The organism is endosymbiont of Galathealinum brachiosum (assembly GCA_003349885.1).
GTDB lineage: Bacteria > Pseudomonadota > Gammaproteobacteria > SZUA-229 > SZUA-229 > SZUA-229.
This window is the reverse complement of the sequence record QFXC01000011.1, coordinates 537,877-560,733: the sequence shown is the minus strand read 5'-3', so window position 1 is coordinate 560,733 and position 22,857 is coordinate 537,877. Positions and strand designations below refer to the sequence as shown.

At 38.6% G+C, this 22,857-nt stretch carries 17 protein-coding genes and 1 tRNA gene; 10 read left to right on the top strand and 8 right to left on the bottom strand.

Annotation, left to right across the window (positions count from 1 at the left end):
* Window positions 1-91 precede the first annotated feature (91 nt).
* Entirely contained in the window at window positions 92-1,120 is a 1,029-nt protein-coding gene (locus DIZ80_11000) for a hypothetical protein (protein ID RDH82794.1), read from the top strand.
* Between the two features lie 58 nt (window positions 1,121-1,178).
* On the opposite strand, the gene DIZ80_10995 is transcribed toward DIZ80_11000, so the two are convergent.
* From DIZ80_10995 to DIZ80_10980, 4 genes are all read right to left on the bottom strand, one after another.
* Complete coding sequence (locus tag DIZ80_10995) at window positions 1,179-1,616, bottom strand: hypothetical protein (protein RDH82793.1); 438 nt, start codon at window positions 1,614-1,616, stop codon at window positions 1,179-1,181.
* Window positions 1,617-1,747: 131 nt separating this feature from the next.
* The gene (locus DIZ80_10990) at window positions 1,748-2,983 is read right to left on the bottom strand and encodes an ammonium transporter (GenBank protein ID RDH83155.1); all 1,236 of its coding nucleotides are present in this window, start codon (window positions 2,981-2,983) and stop codon (window positions 1,748-1,750) included.
* 51 nt (window positions 2,984-3,034) lie between these two features.
* Window positions 3,035-3,373, bottom strand: a complete 339-nt coding sequence (locus DIZ80_10985) for a P-II family nitrogen regulator (protein RDH82792.1) — start codon at window positions 3,371-3,373, stop codon at window positions 3,035-3,037.
* Window positions 3,374-3,442: 69 nt separating this feature from the next.
* Window positions 3,443-4,108, bottom strand: coding sequence for a hypothetical protein (locus tag DIZ80_10980; protein ID RDH82791.1), 666 nt, complete (start codon window positions 4,106-4,108; stop codon window positions 3,443-3,445).
* Between the two features lie 262 nt (window positions 4,109-4,370).
* On the opposite strand from DIZ80_10980, the gene DIZ80_10975 reads away from it, so the two are divergent.
* Together DIZ80_10975 and DIZ80_10970 are read left to right on the top strand one after the other, a co-directional pair.
* Window positions 4,371-4,604 (top strand): hypothetical protein, encoded by a 234-nt coding sequence (locus tag DIZ80_10975; protein RDH82790.1) that lies wholly within the window; start codon window positions 4,371-4,373, stop codon window positions 4,602-4,604.
* A 104-nt stretch (window positions 4,605-4,708) separates the two neighbouring features.
* Window positions 4,709-6,214 carry an ATP-dependent protease gene (locus tag DIZ80_10970; protein ID RDH82789.1) on the top strand — a complete coding sequence of 502 codons (1,506 nt, stop codon included), beginning with the start codon at window positions 4,709-4,711 and terminating at the stop codon, window positions 6,212-6,214.
* A 114-nt stretch (window positions 6,215-6,328) separates the two neighbouring features.
* Here the strand turns inward: DIZ80_10970 and DIZ80_10965 are convergent, their stop codons facing one another.
* The gene (locus DIZ80_10965) at window positions 6,329-8,551 is read right to left on the bottom strand and encodes an NADP-dependent isocitrate dehydrogenase (GenBank protein RDH82788.1); all 2,223 of its coding nucleotides are present in this window, start codon (window positions 8,549-8,551) and stop codon (window positions 6,329-6,331) included.
* A 146-nt stretch (window positions 8,552-8,697) separates the two neighbouring features.
* Between DIZ80_10965 and DIZ80_10960 the strand changes: the two genes are divergently transcribed.
* Window positions 8,698-8,774 (top strand) — tRNA-Arg (locus tag DIZ80_10960).
* Between the two features lie 602 nt (window positions 8,775-9,376).
* On the opposite strand, the gene DIZ80_10955 is transcribed toward DIZ80_10960, so the two are convergent.
* Window positions 9,377-10,267, bottom strand: coding sequence for a LysR family transcriptional regulator (locus tag DIZ80_10955; protein ID RDH82787.1), 891 nt, complete (start codon window positions 10,265-10,267; stop codon window positions 9,377-9,379).
* A 117-nt stretch (window positions 10,268-10,384) separates the two neighbouring features.
* Between DIZ80_10955 and DIZ80_10950 the strand changes: the two genes are divergently transcribed.
* Window positions 10,385-11,044: an ACP phosphodiesterase gene (locus DIZ80_10950; protein RDH82786.1), complete on the top strand. Its 660-nt coding sequence runs from the start codon at window positions 10,385-10,387 to the stop codon at window positions 11,042-11,044.
* Window positions 11,045-11,411: 367 nt separating this feature from the next.
* Here the strand turns inward: DIZ80_10950 and DIZ80_10945 are convergent, their stop codons facing one another.
* Entirely contained in the window at window positions 11,412-11,957 is a 546-nt protein-coding gene (locus tag DIZ80_10945; GenBank protein ID RDH82785.1) for a hypothetical protein, read from the bottom strand.
* A 200-nt stretch (window positions 11,958-12,157) separates the two neighbouring features.
* Between DIZ80_10945 and hrpA the strand changes: the two genes are divergently transcribed.
* The 5 genes from hrpA to DIZ80_10920 all read left to right on the top strand — a co-directional run bounded on the left by hrpA (window position 12,158) and on the right by DIZ80_10920 (window position 21,202).
* A complete protein-coding gene (gene hrpA / locus DIZ80_10940; protein RDH82784.1) occupies window positions 12,158-16,018 on the top strand; it encodes an ATP-dependent RNA helicase HrpA in 3,861 nt (1,286 codons plus the stop codon).
* A 3-nt stretch (window positions 16,019-16,021) separates the two neighbouring features.
* Window positions 16,022-17,194, top strand: coding sequence for a cytochrome C (locus tag DIZ80_10935; GenBank protein ID RDH82783.1), 1,173 nt, complete (start codon window positions 16,022-16,024; stop codon window positions 17,192-17,194).
* The gene (locus DIZ80_10930; protein RDH82782.1) at window positions 17,191-17,661 is read left to right on the top strand and encodes a DUF302 domain-containing protein; all 471 of its coding nucleotides are present in this window, start codon (window positions 17,191-17,193) and stop codon (window positions 17,659-17,661) included. Before DIZ80_10935 ends, DIZ80_10930 begins: the two co-directional genes overlap by 4 nt.
* Before the next feature lie 45 nt (window positions 17,662-17,706).
* The gene (locus tag DIZ80_10925) at window positions 17,707-17,979 is read left to right on the top strand and encodes a pilus assembly protein PilZ (protein RDH82781.1); all 273 of its coding nucleotides are present in this window, start codon (window positions 17,707-17,709) and stop codon (window positions 17,977-17,979) included.
* A 247-nt stretch (window positions 17,980-18,226) separates the two neighbouring features.
* The gene (locus DIZ80_10920; protein RDH82780.1) at window positions 18,227-21,202 is read left to right on the top strand and encodes a 1-pyrroline-5-carboxylate dehydrogenase; all 2,976 of its coding nucleotides are present in this window, start codon (window positions 18,227-18,229) and stop codon (window positions 21,200-21,202) included.
* Window positions 21,203-21,231: 29 nt separating this feature from the next.
* On the opposite strand, the gene pyk is transcribed toward DIZ80_10920, so the two are convergent.
* A complete protein-coding gene (gene pyk / locus DIZ80_10915; protein ID RDH82779.1) occupies window positions 21,232-22,698 on the bottom strand; it encodes a pyruvate kinase in 1,467 nt (488 codons plus the stop codon).
* Between the last annotated feature and the right edge of the window lie 159 nt (window positions 22,699-22,857).

Here is a 22,857-nt window from a genome sequence, read left to right as displayed (position 1 = left end):
GTGCCCATTTGACTGGCATGGATGTCATCCATGAGCATTAACCCTTAAGAATTATTTTAGTCTTCGGGAACTTTATGACGGTTACAGAATTATGACTGAAAAAAACTCTGAACTTATTGAACGATTATTCAATACAGTCAGCTGCGATCCAACCATGCCTGCAGATTTGAAAATATCGCTACTGCGATTACAACTACCTATGCACAAAATTAGTTTATCCGACTCTAATTTCAGCAATAACCCGAAGCACCCTGCGAGACGCACTTTATTTATTGCAAAAAAATTATCCGCTTTATCTAAAAACAATACATCTATAATCCGTAAAATTGACATTATTTTATCTGAACTTCACGTACCAGCACCTGATGTAAATAAATTTTCTATAGCAAATATTCAGCTTAAAAAACTAATCACTTTATTACAAACAAGTCGTGATAATCAAACATTAACTTCCAAGAAAATATTAAACAATAAAATAAAAAGCTGCATTCTGAACCATGACATACCAAAGCCCTGCCAGGGCCTTATTTTAAAATTATGGCCTATTGCTTTATTTAAATTATTAAAGTCCCATGGAGAAACTAGCGCTCAATGGATTAACGCTATTAATATGTATAAAGAGTTGCTATCTTCTATTCAACCCCTTGCCGATACAAACCAGTATATTCATATAAAAGAAAATTACATGAACATTGCACGAAGCAATAACAATATGTTATTGCTTTATCATCAGGAAGATAAAGTAGAGACCGAGATTAAATCTTTAATAGGGCACTACAATACCATCCTGAAAACATCTTCTTTTTCTAGTGATAAAACGTCAGGAAACACACAGAAATCTCCGCTCTCAAACAGTTGCTCTCTACCACCTTCAATTAAGCCTGGTATCTGGTGTGAAATTTATATCGACGATGTTACGCCGCCACGCAGATTGCGCCTTTCATTAATTAAACTGGATTCTGATGTGTTAATTTTCGTAAATCGAAATGGTATTAAAAAACTTGAAAAGAACTTAAATGAATTTGTAGAAGAACTTAATCGAGGATTATCAAAAGTTTACAAGCATGACAATTTATTTACCAAACCTTCATCTAAGACACAGTTTCAGAAAATTGGTTGATAATGCGCTAAATAATAGCGTGTAGACCTTAATCAAAAACGTACCCACTTCTTTTATATTACTTACAGCTCTTCTTTATTTTATTTCGTAATACTGCGGTTGCTTTCTCTCTTTCAATATTTGACATTGTGATCCTCTTTCCATTCTTATCCAGATCATACAGTGAGCTTGCTCTTTCGTAATGTTTCAATCTGTTTTTTGCCTGATAACATTCTCGCGCCAGTTTTTTCTTCTTTTTCTTCTTTCTAGCTATCTCTTCATTTTTTCTCTGCAGATCATCTTCATATGTTTCTAATAATCTCTGCTGCTTTAATTCTCTTTCTTTGTTTACTTTAATATGCCCCTGTTTTTCTGTATTTATTTCCATCTCTTTAGCATTACCAACAGGTTTATCCTCATAATGCGTTCTTCCTTGCTCATCTACCCATTTATATATTTCTGCATTCGTAAAGCAGGAATATACAAGCAATAGAATAGCCACAGTATTTTTTATCATAATTATTTATTTTGAATTTAGCAGTAATTTTAAATTATATATATTTTTCACAAAAAAAGAAGCCGGTGCAATTGCACCGGCTTCAACCACAATCCAGCAGGAGTCTAAACTACTGGTATTTATCAACCACGCTATTTGGTCGTAAATTCAGGGTAGGCTTCCATACCACAGTCAACCAGATCCATACCTTCGTATTCATCTTCTTCACTTACACGAATACCCATAACAACTTTAATGGCCATCCATACTGCGAAGCTTGTACCAAATACCCAGATAAAGATAGTTGCTGCACCTAATAACTGACCCGCAAATGTTGCACCTTCTGGGTTTGTAATAGGCACTAATAAAAGACCTAATAAACCACATGTTCCGTGAACAGAGATTGCACCAACAGGGTCATCAATTTTCATCTTATCCAGTGCAATAATACTAAATACAACCAGTACACCACCGATCGCACCAAACATAGTTGCCTGCAATGCTGTTGGCGTAGAAGGCTCTGCCGTAATTGCAACCAGACCTGCTAACGCACCGTTTAACAGCATTGTTAAATCAGCTTTACCAAACAGTAAACGTGCTGCCACTAATGCTGCTAATGCACCACCCGCTGCTGCTGCATTAGTATTTAAAAATACCATCGCTACAGAGTTAGCACTTGCGATATCACCTAGCTTCAGAACTGAACCACCATTGAAACCGAACCAGCCCATCCATAATATGAATGTACCTAGTGTAGCCATTGGTAAGTTTGCACCTGGAATCGGGTGTATCTGACCATTTGCACCATATTTGCCTTTACGTGCACCTAATAACAATACACCCGCTAGAGCGGCTGTTGCACCTGCCATATGAACAATGCCAGAACCTGCAAAGTCAGAGAAGCCTTGATCGCCCAGTGTAAACATACCGAATACAGAAGCGCCACCCCATGTCCATGAACCTTCCATCGGATAGATAAAGCCAGTCATAACAACTGCAAACGCAAGGAATGCCCATAACTTCATACGTTCAGCTACTGCACCAGAGACAATAGACATTGCCGTAGCAACGAAAACCACCTGGAAGAAGAAGTCAGAAGCACCAGAATAAACTGAATCACCACCAAAACCATTTTCAGCTGAAGACGCCAGAGCATCTTTAACTAATGAATCACCACCTGCAATACCCGCAAGGAAGTAACCACCGTCATACATAATTGCATAACCTGATACCATGTACATAACACATGAAATCGCGAACAATGCTACGTTCTTGGTTAAAATTTCTGTTGTATTTTTTGAACGAACTAAACCCGCTTCTAACATTGCAAAGCCAGCTGCCATCCACATTACTAATGCACCGCACACCAAAAAGTAAAAGGTATCCATTGCATATTGAAGTTCGAAAATTTGATTTTCCACTGTTTATACCCTCAATAATTAAAGCGCTTCAGGACCGCTTTCACCTGTACGAATACGAATAACCTGCTCTACTGGAGATACAAAAATTTTGCCGTCTCCAATTTTGCCTGTATTCGCCGCGTTACGAATTGCTTCGATCACCTGATCAACAATGCCATCATCAACTGCCACATCCAGTTTTACCTTAGGAAGGAAATCAACAACATACTCAGCACCGCGATATAACTCAGTGTGACCTTTTTGACGACCAAAGCCTTTAACTTCAGTCACTGTAATACCCTGCACGCCAATTTCAGATAATGCTTCACGCACATCGTCCAGCTTGAAAGGTTTAATAATTGCAGAAATTAATTTCATTAATCATCTCCAGAAGAAGCCTGTATAACAGGCAAAAAAGGCAAGCGATTTACGCTTGCCTATATTAAATTAAAGTTCGAATTCCTGACCCCATGCAACAACAACGCGCATATCGTCATCAGCATCAGTATCATTTGCTTCAAGCGCAAAAGAGAAATCACCCTTACCTAAAGAAGCTGAATAATGGCTATAGTCTTCAGATCCAGCGGCATCAAATGCATAGTTGCCGTATAAAAGACCTAAACTCAGATCATTACCTAAATCAAACGAATAACCTACAGACGCATAAATATCAGCATCATCACCGCCTGCATCCGTATCAACCGTAAATGCAACATCAAGCTCTAAACCAACAACATCTACACCAACATAAACTTCAGTAAAATTAACGTCTGTTGATAGTGGGTATTGATAAGTGATAAAACCTACATCATATCCAATAGAACCAGCTTCTCCTGCATAACCTGCATATAAATCCATTTCATAGGCAGAACCTGTTACAGGGTCACTATCAAAATCATCAATATTAGCTACCCAAACACCGGCATAAACACCCGATTCATTTGAATAATCAATTCCACCACTAATTGCTGCAGAATCGCCTGTCTGGGTAACACCACGCCATAAATAATTATTAGAAAGACCAATGTTGCCTGTTAGGTCAGCTGCTGCTGTACCGCTTACCAGTGCACCAGCTACTGCTGCACTAAGTGCTAATAAGTTTAATTTTTTCATGTTCAAGACCCTAGTTTGTTAAAAGCATTAATTACAAAATGTGACAGAGTACACAGCAGCAGACGTGCCAACTACAAGTTAATCTTTAAAAACATATAGTTACAGCCATTTCTAATATACATGATGTTATTTTCCAACCCTTTGAATGCACTAAAATGAACCATATAATTTTAATGCGCTCTATTTTGGTGCTCAATTTTGCACAAAGCAGGTGCATAATATTTAATGTAAACTAAAGACACATTTTTAGCCGGACCAAGCAATGATCAACAATCAAAACCTGAATGACCTTGCAGACAAGCTGTCTTCTGCCATACCTGACAACTTTAAAACCCTGCAATCTGATGTGAAAAGTAATATGAAGGCTATTCTTGAATCCAGCTTACGTCAGATGAACCTGGTTAGCCGGGAAGAGTTTGATGTACAAACTGCGTTACTGGAACGTACACTTAAACAGTTAAAAGATTTAGAAAAGAAGGTTGAAGATTTAGAATAAATAATTATTGAAGTGCAGAATTAACATTCAATGAGGGACGGAGAATGTTAATACCTTAAGTGCGCTCTTCACACTACAATTAAATTACATCAGGAAAGGAATCCATGTCTTACGCTTCTATCAATACTCAGGCCCTCAACGGCGTATCATCACTTTCAGTTAGTGTAGAAGTTCATATTTCAAGTGGGTTGCCGTCTTTATCTATCGTTGGCTTACCTGAAGCCGCCGTTCGAGAAAGTAAAGACAGGGTTCGTGCTGCCATTATAAATTCTGGCTTTGATTTTCCCATGCAACGAATTACGGTCAATCTTGCACCTGCTGATTTACCTAAAGATGGAGGCCGTTATGATTTACCCATTGCAATTGGCATTCTGGCCGCCTCAAAACAAATTCCCGTTGAATCATTACAGCAATTTGAATTTCATGGTGAATTAGCACTAAGTGGTGAACTTCGACCGGTAAGTGGCGCACTACCTGTTGCCATAGGTGCAAAAAAACTAAAGCATACTTTAATACTACCTGATAAATCTGCTGAAATTGCCTCACTGATTAAAGATGCAGACATCTATCAGGCCAGATATTTATTAGACATTTGCAGGTACCTGCATCAACAGGAGGACTTGCAACGCCCAAAAATTCAACTCTACAAAAATGAAACTCACATTCTTGATCTTAAAGATGTAAAAGGCCAGCACCGTGCAAAAAGAGCTTTAGAAATTGCAGCCGCTGGAAGACATAATCTACTGATGGTTGGTCCTCCAGGCACTGGTAAAACTATGCTTGCATCTCGATTATCAAGTTTGCTCCCTCCCTTAACTGAACAACAGGCAATTGATAGCGCGGCGATTAAATCTATAAGCCATCAGGGTTTTAATATAAATGAATGGGGGCAGCGACCTTTTCGCGCACCCCATCACACAGCATCAGGGGTTGCGTTAGTTGGTGGAGGATCTAACCCTAAACCTGGTGAAATTTCTCTGGCACATAATGGGGTTCTTTTTCTAGATGAACTAACTGAATTTGACAGGCACAGCCTTGATGTTTTACGTGAACCTTTAGAAACGGGAAGCATCACTATTTCAAGAGCCGCAAGACAAGCTGAGTTCCCTGCTCGTTTTCAGTTAGTTGCAGCAATGAATCCCTGCCCCCAGGGTTATAACTGTGATGGGAAATCATTATGCCAATGCACCCATGAACAACAATTAAAACACCGCTCCAGAATTTCTGCTCCTCTGCTTGATCGCATTGATATTCATATTGAAGTGCCTGCAATTGATAGAAAAGTTTTATCTGAAAAAACAAATAATAATGAAACGAGTTCCAAAATAAAACAGCGTGTAATTTCTGCATTTGAAAAACAGTTAAAACGATGCGGAAAGCCTAATGCGGAATTAACCAGTCGAGAAACCGATGAGTTTTGCGATTTAAACTCAAACGAAACAAAACTTCTCGATAGCGCCATGGAAAAATTAAAACTATCTGCTCGTGCTTATCATAGAATTTTGCGTATGAGCAGAACAATTGCAGATCTGGAAAATGAAAAAACAATTAACGCAAAACACTTAACTGAAGCAATTTCTTATCGTTCGTTAGATCGGTTTATGTCTTAGCCTACTATCTCTCAATTTTTCATGCTTTAACTTAAACGCCACTGTCATGGCACTTCTCCACCGGGGAAGCGCCATGACAGGGCAAATTGCTTCAGCACACAGGCAACTGACAGGTTAAATACTATCAATAACCGTATTCAAAGTAACACTCGGACGCATAACGTTTGAAACTTTAGCTACATTAGAAAGAAAATACCCACCAATATCCGCAGAGCTACCCTGAACTGCACTTAACTCATCAACAATTTTAGATTCATTATCGGTTAACTGCTTTGCAATAGGTAAAAACATTTCCTGCAAAGATTTATCATCCGTTTGTTCTGCTAATGCCTGCGCCCAGTACATTGCCAGATAAAAATGACTGCCACGCGTATCAAGCTCTCCTACTTTTCGCGATGGAGATTTGTTATTTGTCAGAAATTGACTGTTTGCTTTATTTAACGCTTCAGCTAAAACGTTTATAGATGCATTGTCAGTTTTTCCTGCAAGGTCTTCCAGTGAAACAGCAATAGCCAGAAACTCCCCTAAAGAATCCCATCGAAGATGATTTTCTTCTAATACCTGCTGAACATGTTTTGGCGCTGAACCGCCTGCACCTGTTTCAAACAAACCACCACCTGCAAGCAGCGGTACAATAGATAACATTTTTGCACTGGTGCCTAATTCTAAAATAGGAAACAAATCCGTCAGGTAATCACGCAATACATTTCCCGTTACAGAAATGGTATCTTCTCCCGCTTTCACACGATCCAATGTATATCGAATTGCATCTACCGGAGACATAATTTTAATTTCCAGACCTGATGTATCATGATCTTTTAAATAAGTTTCTGCTTTAGCAATTATATTTGCATCATGTGCACGATTTTTATCTAACCAGAATATTGCAGGTTGACCGGTTGCTTTAGCACGATTAACAGCAAGCTTGACCCAATCCTGGATCGGTAGATCTTTAGTCTGACTCATACGCCAGATATCACCGGTTTCAACTTTATGCTCCATCAGAGTATTACCTGAAGCATCACTTACCTTAACTGTTCCGTTATCAGAAATCTGGAACGTTTTATCATGCGAGCCATATTCTTCCGCTTTTTGTGCCATTAAACCGACATTACTTACATTACCCATTGTTGTAACATCAAATGCACCGTGCTTTTTACAAAACACAAAAACTTCCTGATAAATACCGGCATAACAACGATCAGGAATCATCGCTTTAGTATCTTGTAACTTATCATCATTATTCCACATCTGACCTGATGAACGTAAAGCGGCTGGCATAGAAGCATCAACAATCACATCACTTGGTACATGTAAATTTGTAATACCTTTATTGGAGTTAACCATTGCTAATGCAGGTCGAGTTTTATAAACCGCCTGAATATCGTTTTCAATTTCCTGACGTAACGCATCATTCAAGTTAGCAATTTTTGCATATACATCACCTAATCCATTTCGTGTATCAACACCAATTTCTTTAAATGTTGCCGCATGTTTCTCAAATACATCTTTATAATAAACACTTACCGCATGACCAAAAATAATCGGGTCAGATACTTTCATCATGGTTGCTTTCATATGTAAGGATAATAATATGCCCTGCTCTTTTGCATCCTGTGCCTGGGCTTCAAAAAATGCACGTAAAGCGTTACAGCTCATTACCGACGAATCAATCACTTCACCAGCCAACACTGGTGTTTTTTCTTTTAATACCGTCGTTGCACCGTCATCAGTGATTAATTCAATTTTAACATCACCCGCATTTTCAATTACGACTGACTGTTCACTGCCATAAAAATCGCCTTCAGACATGGAAGCAACGTGTGATTTCGAATCGCTATTCCAGACACCCATTGAATGAGGGTTTTTCTTTGCATACTCTTTTACGGGACCAGCAACACGACGATCTGAATTACCTTCTCGTAATACCGGATTTACAGCACTACCCAGTACCTTTGCATAACGCGCTTTAATTGCCTGCTCCGCATCATTCTGAGGATCCTCGGGAAAATCAGGCACATCGTAACCAAGTGACTGTAATTCTTTAATGGCTTCATTTAACTGCGGAATAGACGCACTGATATTTGGCAATTTGATAATATTAGCCTCCGGTGTCTTAGCCAGCTCACCCAGCTCTGACAGTGCATCACTCTGTTTCTGCTCTTCTTTTAAATTATCAGGGAAATTAGCAATAATACGGCCTGCCAGTGAAATATCCCGAGTTTCCACATCAACGCCAGCAGCACGGCTATATGCCTGAACAATAGGCAGCAGTGAATAAGTTGCTAAAGCAGGTGCTTCATCGGTTTGGGTATAGATAATCTTTGAGCTAGGCATGTGTTTTCTCTGATTTTAGACTTTATAAAGGCGCACATTATATTTCAGATTGAAGTTATATTCACGTCTATCTCGCCCCCTGATGACTTAAGTCACTCCACATTAGATTGTCGAAGATGGTTATTCTGATATACTCCGTCGCCTACGCGCCCTTAGCTCAGCTGGATAGAGTGCCACCCTCCGGAGGTGGAAGTCGGAGGTTCGAATCCTCTAGGGCGCGCCATATAAAAAAAGCCCTTTGCGTCTTAAGAGGGCTTTTTTTATATGGGGGGCTCTAGCGCCCTGATTCGAACTGATTTCGAAAAAAATGTCTGGAACATTTTTTGACAGGGTATGGCGCTTTTTTATACCCTGGGCCGAAGGCCGAGTCTCAGGGATGAGACGAGCAATCCTCTAACCCCGCAATACACTTTATTTCACACTGATAGCGAAAGAGGATTGTCCAGCCCTACGGCAGAGCCTTCGGGCGTTCAGGCTAAAATTACATGCGTAATTTCTTAACGCCTTCACCCTCTAGGGCGCGCCATATAAAAAAAGCCCTCTGCGTCTGTGCACGAAGGCATAAGTTGGCCGTTTTGGCCACATTATGGTTAAACGACAGTATAATCTGGCCACGATACCTAATTTTATTAAGCCTTCTATTTAGTATTGCTGGCGGTCGCTTATGTCTCATTAACAGACCTTCGCTTATCAGCACTGACAGAGCATTTTCAGCCAGTAGCTGACTCTTAAGGAGTGCTAACCTGACTTCTGCAGAATGGGCTTAGGAGCCATTTACATGAGCAATTTTGTTAGTAATAGCAGCCATTCACTTAAGTATATCTACTACTTTAGTTCTTCCAGAAGCCAATCCTTAAACGAAATAATGCTTTTACTATAAGCATTATGCTCAGGCACTAATAAGTAGTAACTTAATCCTTCAATTTCTTGATCAGTTTCTACATAGTCACATTGAGTTAACCAACCTTGCTCTAGCACATTTTTAACAAGCAAATTGCTCACTAAGGCAATACCTTGACCTGCGAGAGCAGCTTGAATAATGTGATGCTCTTGAGTGAACTGTCTAACGCTTTCTATATTTTTATAATTTCCTGAGTTTTTTCGTAGTGCATGCCACGTAAATACTGGAAGGTTTGTATTTTGCAATTGCCATCTAGTTTCTAATAGATTTATGGATTGCCCAGAGGCAAGATTTTCAATATAACCTGGAGTAGCGTACATGCCTATTTTTTCTGTAACCAACAGAGATGCGTTGACTGAAGTTTCGTCATAAATGCCATACCTAATAGCGAGATCAACTCTTCTATCTTTTTCCAAATCATCAAGTTGCTCACCTGTTTTTACCGCGACTTCTATATCAGGGTGCAGTTGATAAAATTTAGTTAAATTTGGTACTAACCACATTGCTGCAAAAGAAGATGTGGTGCTTACGGTAATAATATTTTTAGTGCTCGATATTTCACTCACTGTATTCGCCAACTGTTGTAGAACATTATATGCAGTTTTGGCTAACAAATTACCATCGTGAGTTAGTTCAATTGCCCGTGTTTTTCGAACAAATAACAAAGTGCCTAGCGCAGCTTCAAGTGCTTTTATTTGATGTGAAACAGCCGTCGGCGTTACGTAAAGCTCTTCTGCGGCCTTTTTAAAGCTGCCTGTTCTTGCCGCAGCATCAAAAACCCTAATGCTATTTAAAGGGGGGAGATTGACATACATATACAAACACCATAGATAAGTTTTATTCATCTATAAGACAATATTGATCATTTGTCAATAACTACCTATACAAGCAAAATTTATCCATAACTTATTCAAACTGAAAAAGGATAAAAAATGAAAACTATATTACATATAGATACCAGCGCAAGAAGAACAGATAACGATATACAAGAGTTCAACTCTATTTCGAAAACACTTGCGGCACACTTTATGGATAAGTGGATGACATTAAATACCGAAGATGAAGTTATCTATAGAGATATAGGGTTAAACCCACCAGAGTATATTAGTCAAGATTGGATTGCCGCTGTTTTTACGCCTGATGAAAGTAAAACTGATGAGCAAAGAGCATTGTTAGCCTTATCTGATACCTTAATTGATGAGGTTGATCAGGCAGACATTATTGTTATTTCTTCCCCTATGTATAACTACGGCATGCCAGCCGCGCTTAAATCCTGGTTTGACCAGGTAGTACGTATCGGCAAAACATTTACTTTTGATTTAGCACGTGGTGATTTTCCAATAGAGCCAATTATGTCGGGTAAGAAACTTGTGCTTATTTCGTCAAGCGGAGAATTCGGTTTTGAAATAGGTGGTATTAGAGAAAAGATGAATCATCTAGGGCCACATGTAAAAACCGCCAGTAAATACCTTGGAGTTGAGGAGTTCTATGAAATTAAATCAGAGTATCAAGAATTTGCAGATGAAAGACATGAAAACTCGCTTAAAGATGCTTATCGAGATATTGATGAACTGGTAACGCAGCTTTCGTAAACACTTTAAGTTTTTATTCAAATGAGCTGAATTTACGGTGACATTTATTCAGCTTCAAAATGTACAGGCATTCATAGACGCACCAACGAACGTCTGCTTTGGGTCGTTTAGAGACTAGTATACACATATCTCTGATGTCCACTTTGTGGTGTAAGCAGTAACTCATTAACACCTCTATAAATTCCAGCTTAGGGGAATAATTCAATAAATAAGTCTCTAAATGGCCAATTTATGCGCCTTATATATGGCCAGGATATATAAGCGTGCACACATCTTAAGAGGGCTTTTTTTATATGGGGGCTCTAGCGTCCTGATTCGAACTGATTTCGGAAAAATGTCCGGAACATTCTTAATCTAAAGCTTTATCCTAATAAAACCGGCTACGGGCCACTTCATAGAACTTCACCTTATTATTCCCGCCTTTTACCTTGATACCCCTTAATACAGGTGCATTGCCATGACAAAAGGTTTCCATAGATTTATCCTGTATCAGAATTGAAGAGCCTTTATACACACTCACTTTAACCGATAAACGATCTCCACATTTTGCATTAAAATTTGTATTGAATATTTTTGGTTTAATAACAAATTTATACTCTGCTCCACTCAAACTACACTTAAGGTCAAGCTGTGTTTTTTCTGAAATCAGGGTTCTCTCACCTCGATCTTCAAGTGAAACTAAAGACCATGGATTATAGGTGCCTTGCTCCGCACTGAATTGAAAATTTTTCCCGGCCTCACCCCATTTCACTTCATTTTTTAATTTCACTTCATTTTTGGCTTTGTCACAGGTAAAAGTAATAATAGGCCACGCACGATCTGAATCGGCCTGCAGCAAAAATGGGAAAAACAACGCCATTACCAGAAGTATCTCTGGAAAAAACTTTAGAAACTGTATAATCGCTGATTTCATGTTATTACTAAATCACCACATACTATGAGCCAGAAAACTGACAATCACTTAAACTACGCATATAACAGGCCAATATAAGTAAAACCTGTCACTATTTATATAGCTCATATTTAACATATGCTTTAGAAAAACAGGTTTTTCTTCACTTTTAGACACAATTTAAATCATTTATAGTTAATTTATCACCCGTTCATATGAGTATGTCACCCAAAAAACAAGTTGAGCAGTTAAAAAAATCTCTTCAGCAAATCATGCTAAAAGATGAATTTTCAGCCAGACGTAAAATCCAGAGTCTTCAGTCACGCCTTAATTCCAGTAAACCTGTTGAAAAGTTACTTGTCAATTTACAGGATTTAATTGATAAATCTGCCAGCCAATTCCATCGACGCGCACAAAACAAATCCACAACCACTTACCCGGAAGAACTACCTGTCAGTCAGAAACGGGATGAAATTATTCAGGCCATTAAGCAAAATCAGGTCATTATTATTTGCGGTGAGACCGGCTCTGGTAAAACAACACAATTACCAAAAATGTGCCTTGATGCCGGACTCGGTATCCGCGGAATGATTGGTCACACACAACCCAGGCGACTGGCCGCACGTTCTGTTGCTAATCGTATTGCAGAAGAGTTAAAAACCGAAAGCGGAAGAGTTGTTGGTTACAAGGTACGATTTAGCGATACGCTGGGTGAAAATGCGTTAATCAAATTGATGACAGATGGTATCTTATTATCTGAAACACATCATGATGCCTTTCTTAATCAATATGACTGCATTATTGTTGATGAAGCACATGAGCGTAGTTTAAATATCGATTTTTTACTGGGTTATCTAAAACGACTTATTTCTAAACGCCATGATCTAAAAATTATAATTACTTCAGCCACTATCGATCCTCAGCGATTTTCAACTCATTTTAATGATGCACCCATTATTGAAGTATCAGGAAGAACATACCCTGTCGATGTTGAATATCGTGATACCGAATCTGAAGATGGAGAATCTAAAGATCTGACTCGTGCAATTGCAGACTGCGTTGATGAGATCTCTCGTTATGACCGAGGCGACATACTGGTTTTTCTTAGTGGTGAACGTGACATTCGAGAAGCTGCTGATTATCTGACAAAACAACAATTACATAACACCGAAATCCTGCCTTTACTTGCTCGACTGTCTGCAGCTGAACAGAATAAAATATTTAGAAGCTCTGGAAAACGTCGTATTATTTTATCCACCAACGTTGCCGAAACATCTCTCACCGTTCCCGGCATAAAATATGTAATCGACACAGGACTGGCACGCATTTCACGTTATTCCTGGCGCAGTAAGATACAACGCCTTCCTATTGAGAAAATTTCTCAGGCTTCAGCCAATCAACGTAAAGGTCGATGTGGCAGAGTGAGCGCCGGGGTTTGTTTTCGCCTCTATTCTGAAGATGACTTTAATCTACGTAAAGAATTCACAGAGCCTGAAATTCAACGAACAAATTTAGCTGCTGTTATATTACAAATGGAACACATGCAGTTAGGACATGTGGAAGACTTTCCTTTTGTTGAGTCACCCGATAGTCGATTAATAACTGATGGTTACAAATTATTACATGAACTGGGTGCAATAGATCACCATCATAAAATTACAAACACGGGTAAACAATTAGCTCGCTTGCCTATCGACCCGAAACTGGGTCGAATTTTAATCGAATCCGTAAAAGAAAACTGTTTGATTGAATCACTAATCATTGTTTCTGCGTTATCAGTACAGGACCCTCGTGAACGCCCGCTTAATAAACAACAGGCAGCTGATGAAGCCCATAAAAAATTTAGTGATAATAAATCAGATTTTATCAGCTGGTTAAATTTATGGAAAGGATACCATACTGCAAAATATGAATTATCTGGCAACCAGTTACGTAAATGGTGTAAAGAGCATTACATTTCGTGGTTGCGTATGCGCGAGTGGATTGATACTCATCGACAAATAAAAAAAATGTCATCGGAATTAAGATTAAAACCTAATACCAGTGACGCTGATTACAACCAGATTCACAGAGCATTAATAACGGGCTTTTTAAGCCAGCTTGGCTTCAAAGAAGAGGGCCATGAATACCAGGGCTGTCGACAACGAAAGTTCCATATTTTTCCAGGATCAGGATTATTTAACAAAGGCCCTAAATGGGTTGTCGCGTCTGACATTGTAGAAACGCAAAAGGTATATGCCCGACACCTTGCGAAGATTGAACCCCAATGGATAGCGGATAAAGCCAGGCACCTGATCAAACATAGTTACACAGAATCACATTGGGAGAAAAAACCGGCTCAGGTCTCAGCCATTCGAAAATCAACTCTATTCGGATTGCTTATTAACCCAGGAGTCAAAATAAACTATGGACCGATAAACCCTGCAGAATCTCGTGAGATATTTATACGTAGCGCTCTAGTGCAGGGTGATTTCGATTGTAAGCATGATTTCTACAACAAGAATCGTGATCTGATTAATGAAATCGAAAAACTTGAAGCCAAATCACGTCGACAGGACATTCTTGTAGATGACAATGACGTTTATGATTTTTATGATCAACGCTTACCTGAAGATATTTATAGTGGGCCTCAATTAAATAAATGGATCAAAAACAACGATTCTAAAAAATTATTATTATCAATTGATGATCTGATGAAAAAAAGTGGCGATCATGTTTCAGATAACTTATTTCCTGATACTATTCTTATTAATGACATTCAATTCCCCCTTGACTATCACTTTGATCCCAGTCATCACTGTGATGGCATAACGCTAATCACTCCTGCTGCCGGACTGGCATCATTAAATTCAAATGCTTGCGACTGGCTTGTACCAGGTATGTTGCTTGAAAAAATGACCGAACTGATTAGATCATTACCTAAGCAGTTAAGAAAAAATTTCGTTCCTGCACCTAATTTTGCTGAAGCTTGTCTGGACGCCTTATCACCCGGAACAACCACCCTGACAATGGCCATGTCTAATCATTTGAAAAAAATTACCGGGACTGAAATAGCATATGACGCGTGGCAGGAAGCCAAACTTTCAGACCATCTGTTCTTTAATTATCGAGTTATATCTGCTGATGGAAAAACACTTAAACAAAGCAGAGATTTAACTAAACTTCAGATTGAATATTCAAACTTCACTGATACTACCGAGCCAGAGACAAAGAACAACAAACTGGAACAGGATGATGTCGACAGTAGTATTCTTGATGATCTTCCTGACAGTATTGAAATAAACAATAACGGAATAATGATTAAAGCTTATCCCGTTATTGTCGCTTCAGGAAAACAGGTTAATGTTCGGATAATAGCCTCACAGCTTGAGGCGCAGAAAAAACATTACGAGGGAATTAGACAGCTTTTTATTAATGCACTTTCACAACCTGTAAAGAACTTAAAGTTAAATTTAAAAAAACAGCAAAATTTATGTGCAAAATATATATCCATTGGTAGCTGCGAACAATTTAAATCTCAGGTAATACATAGAATAATTGATCATCTTTTTACTCGCCACATGCCAACAACACAGAATGAATTCACGGCTCTTCTGGATAACCGTAAACACATAGATGACTCACTCACCGACACCTTAAGTAAACTCTCTAAAATACTCGATCTTTTCCATCAGCTTAATAAAAAACTAAAAAACCCACCCCTTAACTGGTTAGATGCAATGACAGACATTCAGAACCAGTTGAATCATTTATTGCATAATAATTTTATTCTGAAAACACACGACGATAATTTAAATAACTATACACGCTATCTAAACGCCATCGACAAAAGACTGGAGAAAATACAGGCAAACCCTGAGCGTGATCGAAAAGCCCGATTAGAAATTTCTTCTTTATGGGAAGATTATAAAAAACGATCGGACATGTTACTTAAAAACAATCAAAAATCAGAACAGCTTGAACAGTATCGTTGGTTACTTGAAGAGTATCGCATTTCCCTTTTTGCACAGGAAATCAAAACGATTTCACCCGTTTCCGCAAAAAGACTAAAGAAAATCTGGAATGATATTTCCGATGCCTGATTTATGCTTTGTACTGATATTCAGCTTTTTATCATCTTTATCAAACACGGTAATTACTTTAATAAAAGCATACCTATACATGTTATGCTATTAAAACTCATGAACACTTTAACCCCCATTTCAAAGCTTCCTTTGCAGCTTGCACTGCTTTTAATCACTATTGGCATATTCATTAACCAGACAAGTATGGCTGATGAAAGTCGGGGTGAAAATCTTTATCTGGAAAACTGCGCCATCTGTCATGGCAATGAAGGTGAGGGCGGCATGGGAATCCCTCTTTCACTGGATGATTTCCTTAAATCTGCATCAACAGATTACATAAAACAGACCATTAGATTAGGTAGACCCAATCGTATTATGCCTTCTTTTTACTGGATGCCTGAATCAGATATTGATGAAATTATTCACTACCTTGATAGCTGGAGAAAAACACCCGCACCTATCTGGAACAACAAAACTATAAAAGCCAATAAACTGGCAGGTAAAGAACTCTTTAAAAGCAAATGTGCATCTTGTCATGGTGATAACGCTCAGGGTGGCAAAGGCTCTGGATTGCATTTTTCAAGAACAAATGGTCTACCTATCACGCCTCCCGCTCTTAATAATCAGGGCCTGTTAAATTCAGCTACAGACTCTATGCTGCATTACATTATTAGCCATGGGCGCAAAGAAACACCCATGCCATCAGCTAAGGCACTTGGCCTCAGTGACAAGGATATTAATAATCTGGTTAGTTATATACGCAGTTTTCAACTTCAGAACATTACCCACAAATCTCTTTACCATGAAGAACCAGCCAGTTTGATTGAAGACTCTCCTTATTCATTTGATGAAACAGTTGAGAATGTAAAACGCGCAATCACCGGCTCAAATTTCGTTCATATACGTAATCAGGCATTAACTCATGGCTTTGATATTGAAACTTCAGTTAACCCGAAGCAAACCATTATTTATTTCTGTAATTTTAGTTTTTTATATGAATCTTTAAAAATTGATCCTCGGGCTGGCATGTTCCTGCCCTGTCGTATTACGGTAATCGAACAAAACAACAAGGTTCAGATGATGAGTATTAACCCCAAACACCTGACCCAACTGTTCAATAATGACGAACTGGATGAGTCATGTGACCAGATGTATGAGGTATATACCAGCATCCTGGAGGATGCCAGCCTGTGAATATCATTCAAAAACTGCTTTTTTCCTGTCTTATAAGCTTTCTTCTCACTACAACTAATGCCCAGGCTGTAGTAACAGGTGAAATGGTTATGGTGCGCTCTTCTGAAGCGTTTCCAGAAACGATGGCTCTGCTACAGGAGGCTATTCGTAATCAGGGGTATGAATTAAGCAGAATACAACGAATAGACGTAGGTTTAAGCGCTAAAGGTTATGAAACTGATAAATACAGAGTCGTTTTTTTTGGCAAAGGCAAACAAATACAGGAACTTTCCCTTAAATACCCCCAATTAATACCTTATTTGCCTTTAAAAATAGCGATCTTCGCTGAAGGTGAAAATACTATTCTAATTAGCGCTAACCCAACCACTTATAATGACCTGTTTAAACTGCCCGAACTAAAACCCACATTTGAAAAGTGGCTAGAAGATATCACTCAAATACTAAAATCTGTGCAAATTCAAAATTGACAGCTATTATTAATACCTAGTCTGTTAAAAAAATAATAATGAATTATGTCATCTGAAAATAGAAAACACTTACGCATAGGCCTTATCGTAGATATTGAACTTACACTTCCAGGTCAGGATATGATGAATGTACGCACCCGCAACATTAGTGATGGAGGACTTTATCTCATTCTTGATAATATTGAGCTTCCTAAAGTTGATACTGAAGTGCAGGTTCGCCTTAAAAACCAGCTAGGTGATGGTGAAGAACCACCTGTAAACCGAGCAAAAGTTGTACGGCATGAGCCTGACGGGATTGGTCTGGTTTTTCTAGAGTAAACTCTACTCATATCCCCGTTATGTGATCCATTGCCTCAAGCAGTTAATTTAACCTGCCTGAGGATTTAATCACTTAAACCCCTATTTTCGCTATCACTACAATGGATACTCTTATCCAGGTTATTGATTTATCGAACACCGATATTTAATCGTTACACCGCATATCGCAATACTCATTTTCTAACTTGCAAGCAGCTCATTAAACAGCTATTACCTTAGTACGACAAGTCTAAAAGGCAATGCTCTTATGACTGCTCTACACACAACACCCGAAGCTTTTCAGCAGCATGTAGCAGACTGCGGAGAACGTCTTGGTGAAGCCATATTAGACAATATATCACCATCTAAATCTCAACATAACTGGCTTGAACAGCTGATTAATCGCACTATTTCCGAGACTGATTTCCGCATTCAGGCATTACGTTTTATTGATGTTTTACCCAGCCTCGATGACGACCAGGTACTGGCTGAGCATTTGCAGGAATATTTCTCCAACTTACAACTACCTCGTATTGCTGAATGGGGACTAAAGCACACTGATGCCCAATGGGTAACACGAATCGCAGCACCAACCGTCCGTTATACATTACGGGGGCTGGCTCGCAAATTTATGGGTGGACACCTGTTACATCAGGCAATGACCAGCATCAGTCGTTTACGCCATCAAAAAATGAATTTCACTCTTGATTTACTAGGTGAAGCAACTATTTCTGAAACTGAAAGCAAAGCTTATCAACTTCAATACCTGGAAATGCTAGACAAACTATCTGAACCTGTAAGCAACTGGAATCAAAACGATTTACTAGATTTAAGCCACAGCAGTAACTCACCCCGACTCAATTTTTCTATTAAACTCTCTTCTCTTTATTCACAAATTCAAAGCGTCTCTCCTCAATATTCTATTTTAGCTATTTGTGAAAAGCTCAGACCTATACTTAGATCAGCCATTAAAAACAATGCATTTATTACCATTGATATGGAGCAATACGATATTAAAAATATTGTTCTCGGCTGTTTTACAAAAATAATTATGGAAGATGAATTTAAGTCATGGCCTCATATCGGTATTGCTATACAGGCCTATTTAAAAGATAGCTATGATGACATCGAACAACTAATTAAGCTGCTTAATAACCGTGCCACACCGGTTACAGTGCGTCTTGTTCGCGGTGCATACTGGGATTACGAAACAGTTATCGCGAAACAGAACAACTGGCCATGTCCTGTCTGGAAAGAAAAAAATGATACCGATTACAATTATGAAAAATGCCTTACCTTATTATTAAATTCCCAACATGTCATCCATACTGCTATCGCCACACATAACCTTCGTAGCATTGCTTTTGCAATAGCTTTCACCGAAAAATTAAATCTGAACAAAGACCAGTTTGAATTCCAGATGCTTTACGGAATGGCGGACACCTTGAAACCCGCATTAGTTAGTCTTGGATATCGCTTACGCATATATGTCCCTTATGGTGAAACACTTCCCGGCATGGCTTACCTTGTGCGCAGACTGCTGGAAAATGCCAGTGGTCAAAGCATGATAGATTCCGGCATCGGAAATAATATCAAGCCGATAAATAATTATACTTTTAACGCACCTACACCCCCTATTAAGACTACTAAATTTAAATCCATTGGAAACCACTCATTTAAAAATATGCCCTTGTTACGTTTTATCAAACAACAGCAGTGTGATGACTTCAAAAATAATTTACTAAAAGTATCGGAACATTTTGGTGAAAACTATCCATTAATAATTAATGGTGAAAAAATTTATACTGAAGATAAAATTGAATCATATAATCCGTCAAAACCTACTCAATTAATTGGCAGCGTGTCCTGCGCAAATCACACATACGCTGATGCAGCACTTAAGTCTGCTGTAGAAACATTTTCATCCTGGAAAAATACACCAGTAAAACAACGTGCAGACTACTTACGCAGAGTCGCTTCTTTATTAATTAAAAAACGCATGGAATTTTCTGCATGGCAGGTTTTTGAAGCGGGAAAAAACTGGCAGGAAGCTGATGGAGACGTATGCGAAGCCATCGACTTTCTTAATTATTACGCTGATCAGGCCGAACTGATTTTAAAAGGAAAAAGCATCGATGTAAGCGGAGAATATAATCATATAAACTATAAACCATACGGCGTCAGTCTCGTTATACCCCCATGGAATTTTCCATTAGCCATTTTATGTGGCATGTTAAGCGCCTCAATTGTTACAGGCAACACCTGCATACTTAAACCATCCAGCCTTACACCTGTTGTAGCATCCAAATTCATGCAGCTCTGGCAGGAAGTGGGCATCCCGGATGGCGTCATCAACTTCCTGCCGGGGCCAGGTAAAATAGTAGGTGAATATCTCGCAAGAAAAACTGAAATAAATATTATTACTTTTACCGGGTCACTACAGGTTGGTACAAAATTACTAAGCATAGGTTCACACATACAACCCGGACAAAATCATATTAAAAAAGTCATTGTAGAAATGGGCGGTAAAAATGCCATTATTATTGATAACGATGCAGATCTGGATGATGCTGTTCTGGGCGTTGTACATTCTGCATTTTGTTTTCAGGGGCAGAAATGTAGCGCCGCATCCAGAGTCATCGTACTGCGTAATATTTATAAAAAATTTGTTAAACGACTTATTGAAACTACAGATAGCCTTACATTCGGAAGCCCTGAAAAATCTCACAATTTAATCGGCCCGGTCATTGATAAAATTGCATACGAAAAGATTTTAAAAACTATTCAAAATGCACGATTATTCACAACTATGTATAATTATGAAAATGGCAATAACCCTGATAACGGATACTATATCAAACCCTGTGTTTTTGTTGATGTTGACCCTTCATCACCGCTAGCGCAGGAAGAAATATTTGGACCTGTATTATCCGTTATTGAAGCAGATGACTTTAAACAGGCTGTTGAGATAGCAAACAATAGTCGTTACGCTTTAACCGGTGGCGTATACTCTCGACAACCATCTCACCTGCAATATGCGCGTGATAACTTTGATGTAGGTAACTTATACCTGAACAGAAAAACCACTGGCGCTCTTGTTGGAAGACATCCTTTTGGAGGTTTCAAAATGAGCGGTGCCGGTAGCAAAGCAGGCGGTGCCGGTTACCTGTTGCAATTCATGCACACTTACTGTGTTAGTGAAAATACATTGCGCCGGGGATTTGCACCTGAGCCTGATAATTAATAATTTTATAAAACAACTTCACCTGTCTTTTAGTCTTTAATTCTCATCAGCTTTAAAACAGGTTCATTTAAACTAACATCATCACTAAAACCTGACACAAGCAATACTCGATTGCCTGTGGTTGCAATATTACACATATCAGCCACTTTATTACATAAGCCCTGCCAGTCATGTGTTATTTTTTCTTTAATATAAATTGGCACGACACCCCAGCATAATGCCAGTCTTCTACATACGGCCTCATTACTGCTTACGCCTATTAACGGTGAGCCCGGTCTGTCTGCTGACAAAATACTAGCTGTAGATCCGCTTCTTGTAGGCACTATTATTCCCTGCAACTTTAACTCATTAGATAATGACTTAACCGCTCTTGCTACGGCTTTTCTATCAGGTTCAATCATTTCTGCACACTGTTCGAAATCAGCTTCTCCAAACTTCCCATGCTGCCATTGATACACCTCCATTTCACATAAAATATCATCCATCATATTTACTGCCAGTACAGGATAATCTCCGCTCGCTGTTTCCGCTGATAACATTACAGCATCTGTACTCGATAGAGCAGCTGTTGCAACATCGCCCACCTCCGCTCTTGTCGGCTTAGAGCTCGTTATCATTGATTCAAGCATCTGTGTTGCCACTATAACCGGCTTGCCATGCAACCTTGCTTTATTGATTAATTCTTTTTGTATTAGCGGAACCTGTTGTGCTCGCATTTCAATACCTAAGTCGCCACGCGCCACCATTATTCCATCTGCTTCAGACAAAATTTCTTCTATTTTATTTATGGCTTCAGGTTTTTCTATTTTTGCTATAACCGGAATATCTCCACCCGATTTTTTTACATATCGCTTTAATGTCTTAATGCACTTTTCATCCCTGACAAAACTCAACGCCAGAAAATCAGCATTTAATTCAATCGCTAATTCTGTATCTTTTTTATCTTTAGCTGTAAAACTATTTGTTGAAATATTTGAATCGGGAAGGTTAAGTCCTTTTTTATTTTTTAATATACCTCCGTATATAACTTCACAATTAACATCCTTTTCATCAATCATTTTAACTTTTAGCTCTATCTTCCCATCATCAAGCAATATTCTTTCATCTTTTTTTACATCTTTATATAAGCTTCTATACTGTGACGCTATCAGTCCATCCATTCCAATAGTTGCCGAGCAACTCACAACAACATCATCTCCTGATTTTAATTCTATCTCACCATTTTCAAAGTCACCGACACGAATTTTTGGCCCACACAAATCCATTAGTATGGCTACATATTCTTTCTTCCGTTTTGATATTTTGCGAATACGCTCTGCTAATAATCTGTGCTCTTCATGCGTACCATGCGACATATTCAAACGAAATACATTTACACCCGCATCAATCAGTTCGGTGATTTTTTTTTCACTTTTACTCGCCGGCCCCAATGTCGCTATGATTTTTGTTCTACGCCAATGTAAGTGTATATTTTCTGTAACCTCAGACGTCTGCATATCATTCTCGTATTAAATCAGGTATACATAGTGTAGTTCAATTAAGCTTTGAGTTTGTATAAATATGAGTAATGCAGTTTTTTAGAAATGACTCTAATTAGTCTTGATTTTGCTGTTTAATACAATCACTATTTTAGACAGCCCTGCTAGATAAGCAGG

Excerpts from the sequence above, each read along its gene's own strand:
- DIZ80_10975 (RDH82790.1), top strand. The coding sequence starts at position 4,371 with ATGATCAACAATCAAAACCTGAATGACCTTGCAGACAAGCTGTCTTCT.
- DIZ80_10970 (RDH82789.1), top strand. The coding sequence starts at position 4,709 with ATGTCTTACGCTTCTATCAATACTCAGGCCCTCAACGGCGTATCATCA.
- DIZ80_10995 (RDH82793.1), bottom strand. The coding sequence starts at position 1,616 with ATGATAAAAAATACTGTGGCTATTCTATTGCTTGTATATTCCTGCTTT.
- DIZ80_10985 (RDH82792.1), bottom strand. The coding sequence starts at position 3,373 with ATGAAATTAATTTCTGCAATTATTAAACCTTTCAAGCTGGACGATGTG.
- DIZ80_10950 (RDH82786.1), top strand. The coding sequence starts at position 10,385 with ATGAAAACTATATTACATATAGATACCAGCGCAAGAAGAACAGATAAC.
- DIZ80_10920 (RDH82780.1), top strand. The coding sequence starts at position 18,227 with ATGACTGCTCTACACACAACACCCGAAGCTTTTCAGCAGCATGTAGCA.
- DIZ80_10935 (RDH82783.1), top strand. The coding sequence starts at position 16,022 with ATGCTTTGTACTGATATTCAGCTTTTTATCATCTTTATCAAACACGGT.
- DIZ80_10980 (RDH82791.1), bottom strand. The coding sequence starts at position 4,108 with ATGAAAAAATTAAACTTATTAGCACTTAGTGCAGCAGTAGCTGGTGCA.
- DIZ80_10945 (RDH82785.1), bottom strand. The coding sequence starts at position 11,957 with ATGAAATCAGCGATTATACAGTTTCTAAAGTTTTTTCCAGAGATACTT.
- DIZ80_10955 (RDH82787.1), bottom strand. The coding sequence starts at position 10,267 with ATGTATGTCAATCTCCCCCCTTTAAATAGCATTAGGGTTTTTGATGCT.
- DIZ80_11000 (RDH82794.1), top strand. The coding sequence starts at position 92 with ATGACTGAAAAAAACTCTGAACTTATTGAACGATTATTCAATACAGTC.
- pyk (RDH82779.1), bottom strand. The coding sequence starts at position 22,698 with ATGCAGACGTCTGAGGTTACAGAAAATATACACTTACATTGGCGTAGA.
- DIZ80_10990 (RDH83155.1), bottom strand. The coding sequence starts at position 2,983 with ATGGATACCTTTTACTTTTTGGTGTGCGGTGCATTAGTAATGTGGATG.
- hrpA (RDH82784.1), top strand. The coding sequence starts at position 12,158 with ATGTCACCCAAAAAACAAGTTGAGCAGTTAAAAAAATCTCTTCAGCAA.
- DIZ80_10965 (RDH82788.1), bottom strand. The coding sequence starts at position 8,551 with ATGCCTAGCTCAAAGATTATCTATACCCAAACCGATGAAGCACCTGCT.
- DIZ80_10925 (RDH82781.1), top strand. The coding sequence starts at position 17,707 with ATGTCATCTGAAAATAGAAAACACTTACGCATAGGCCTTATCGTAGAT.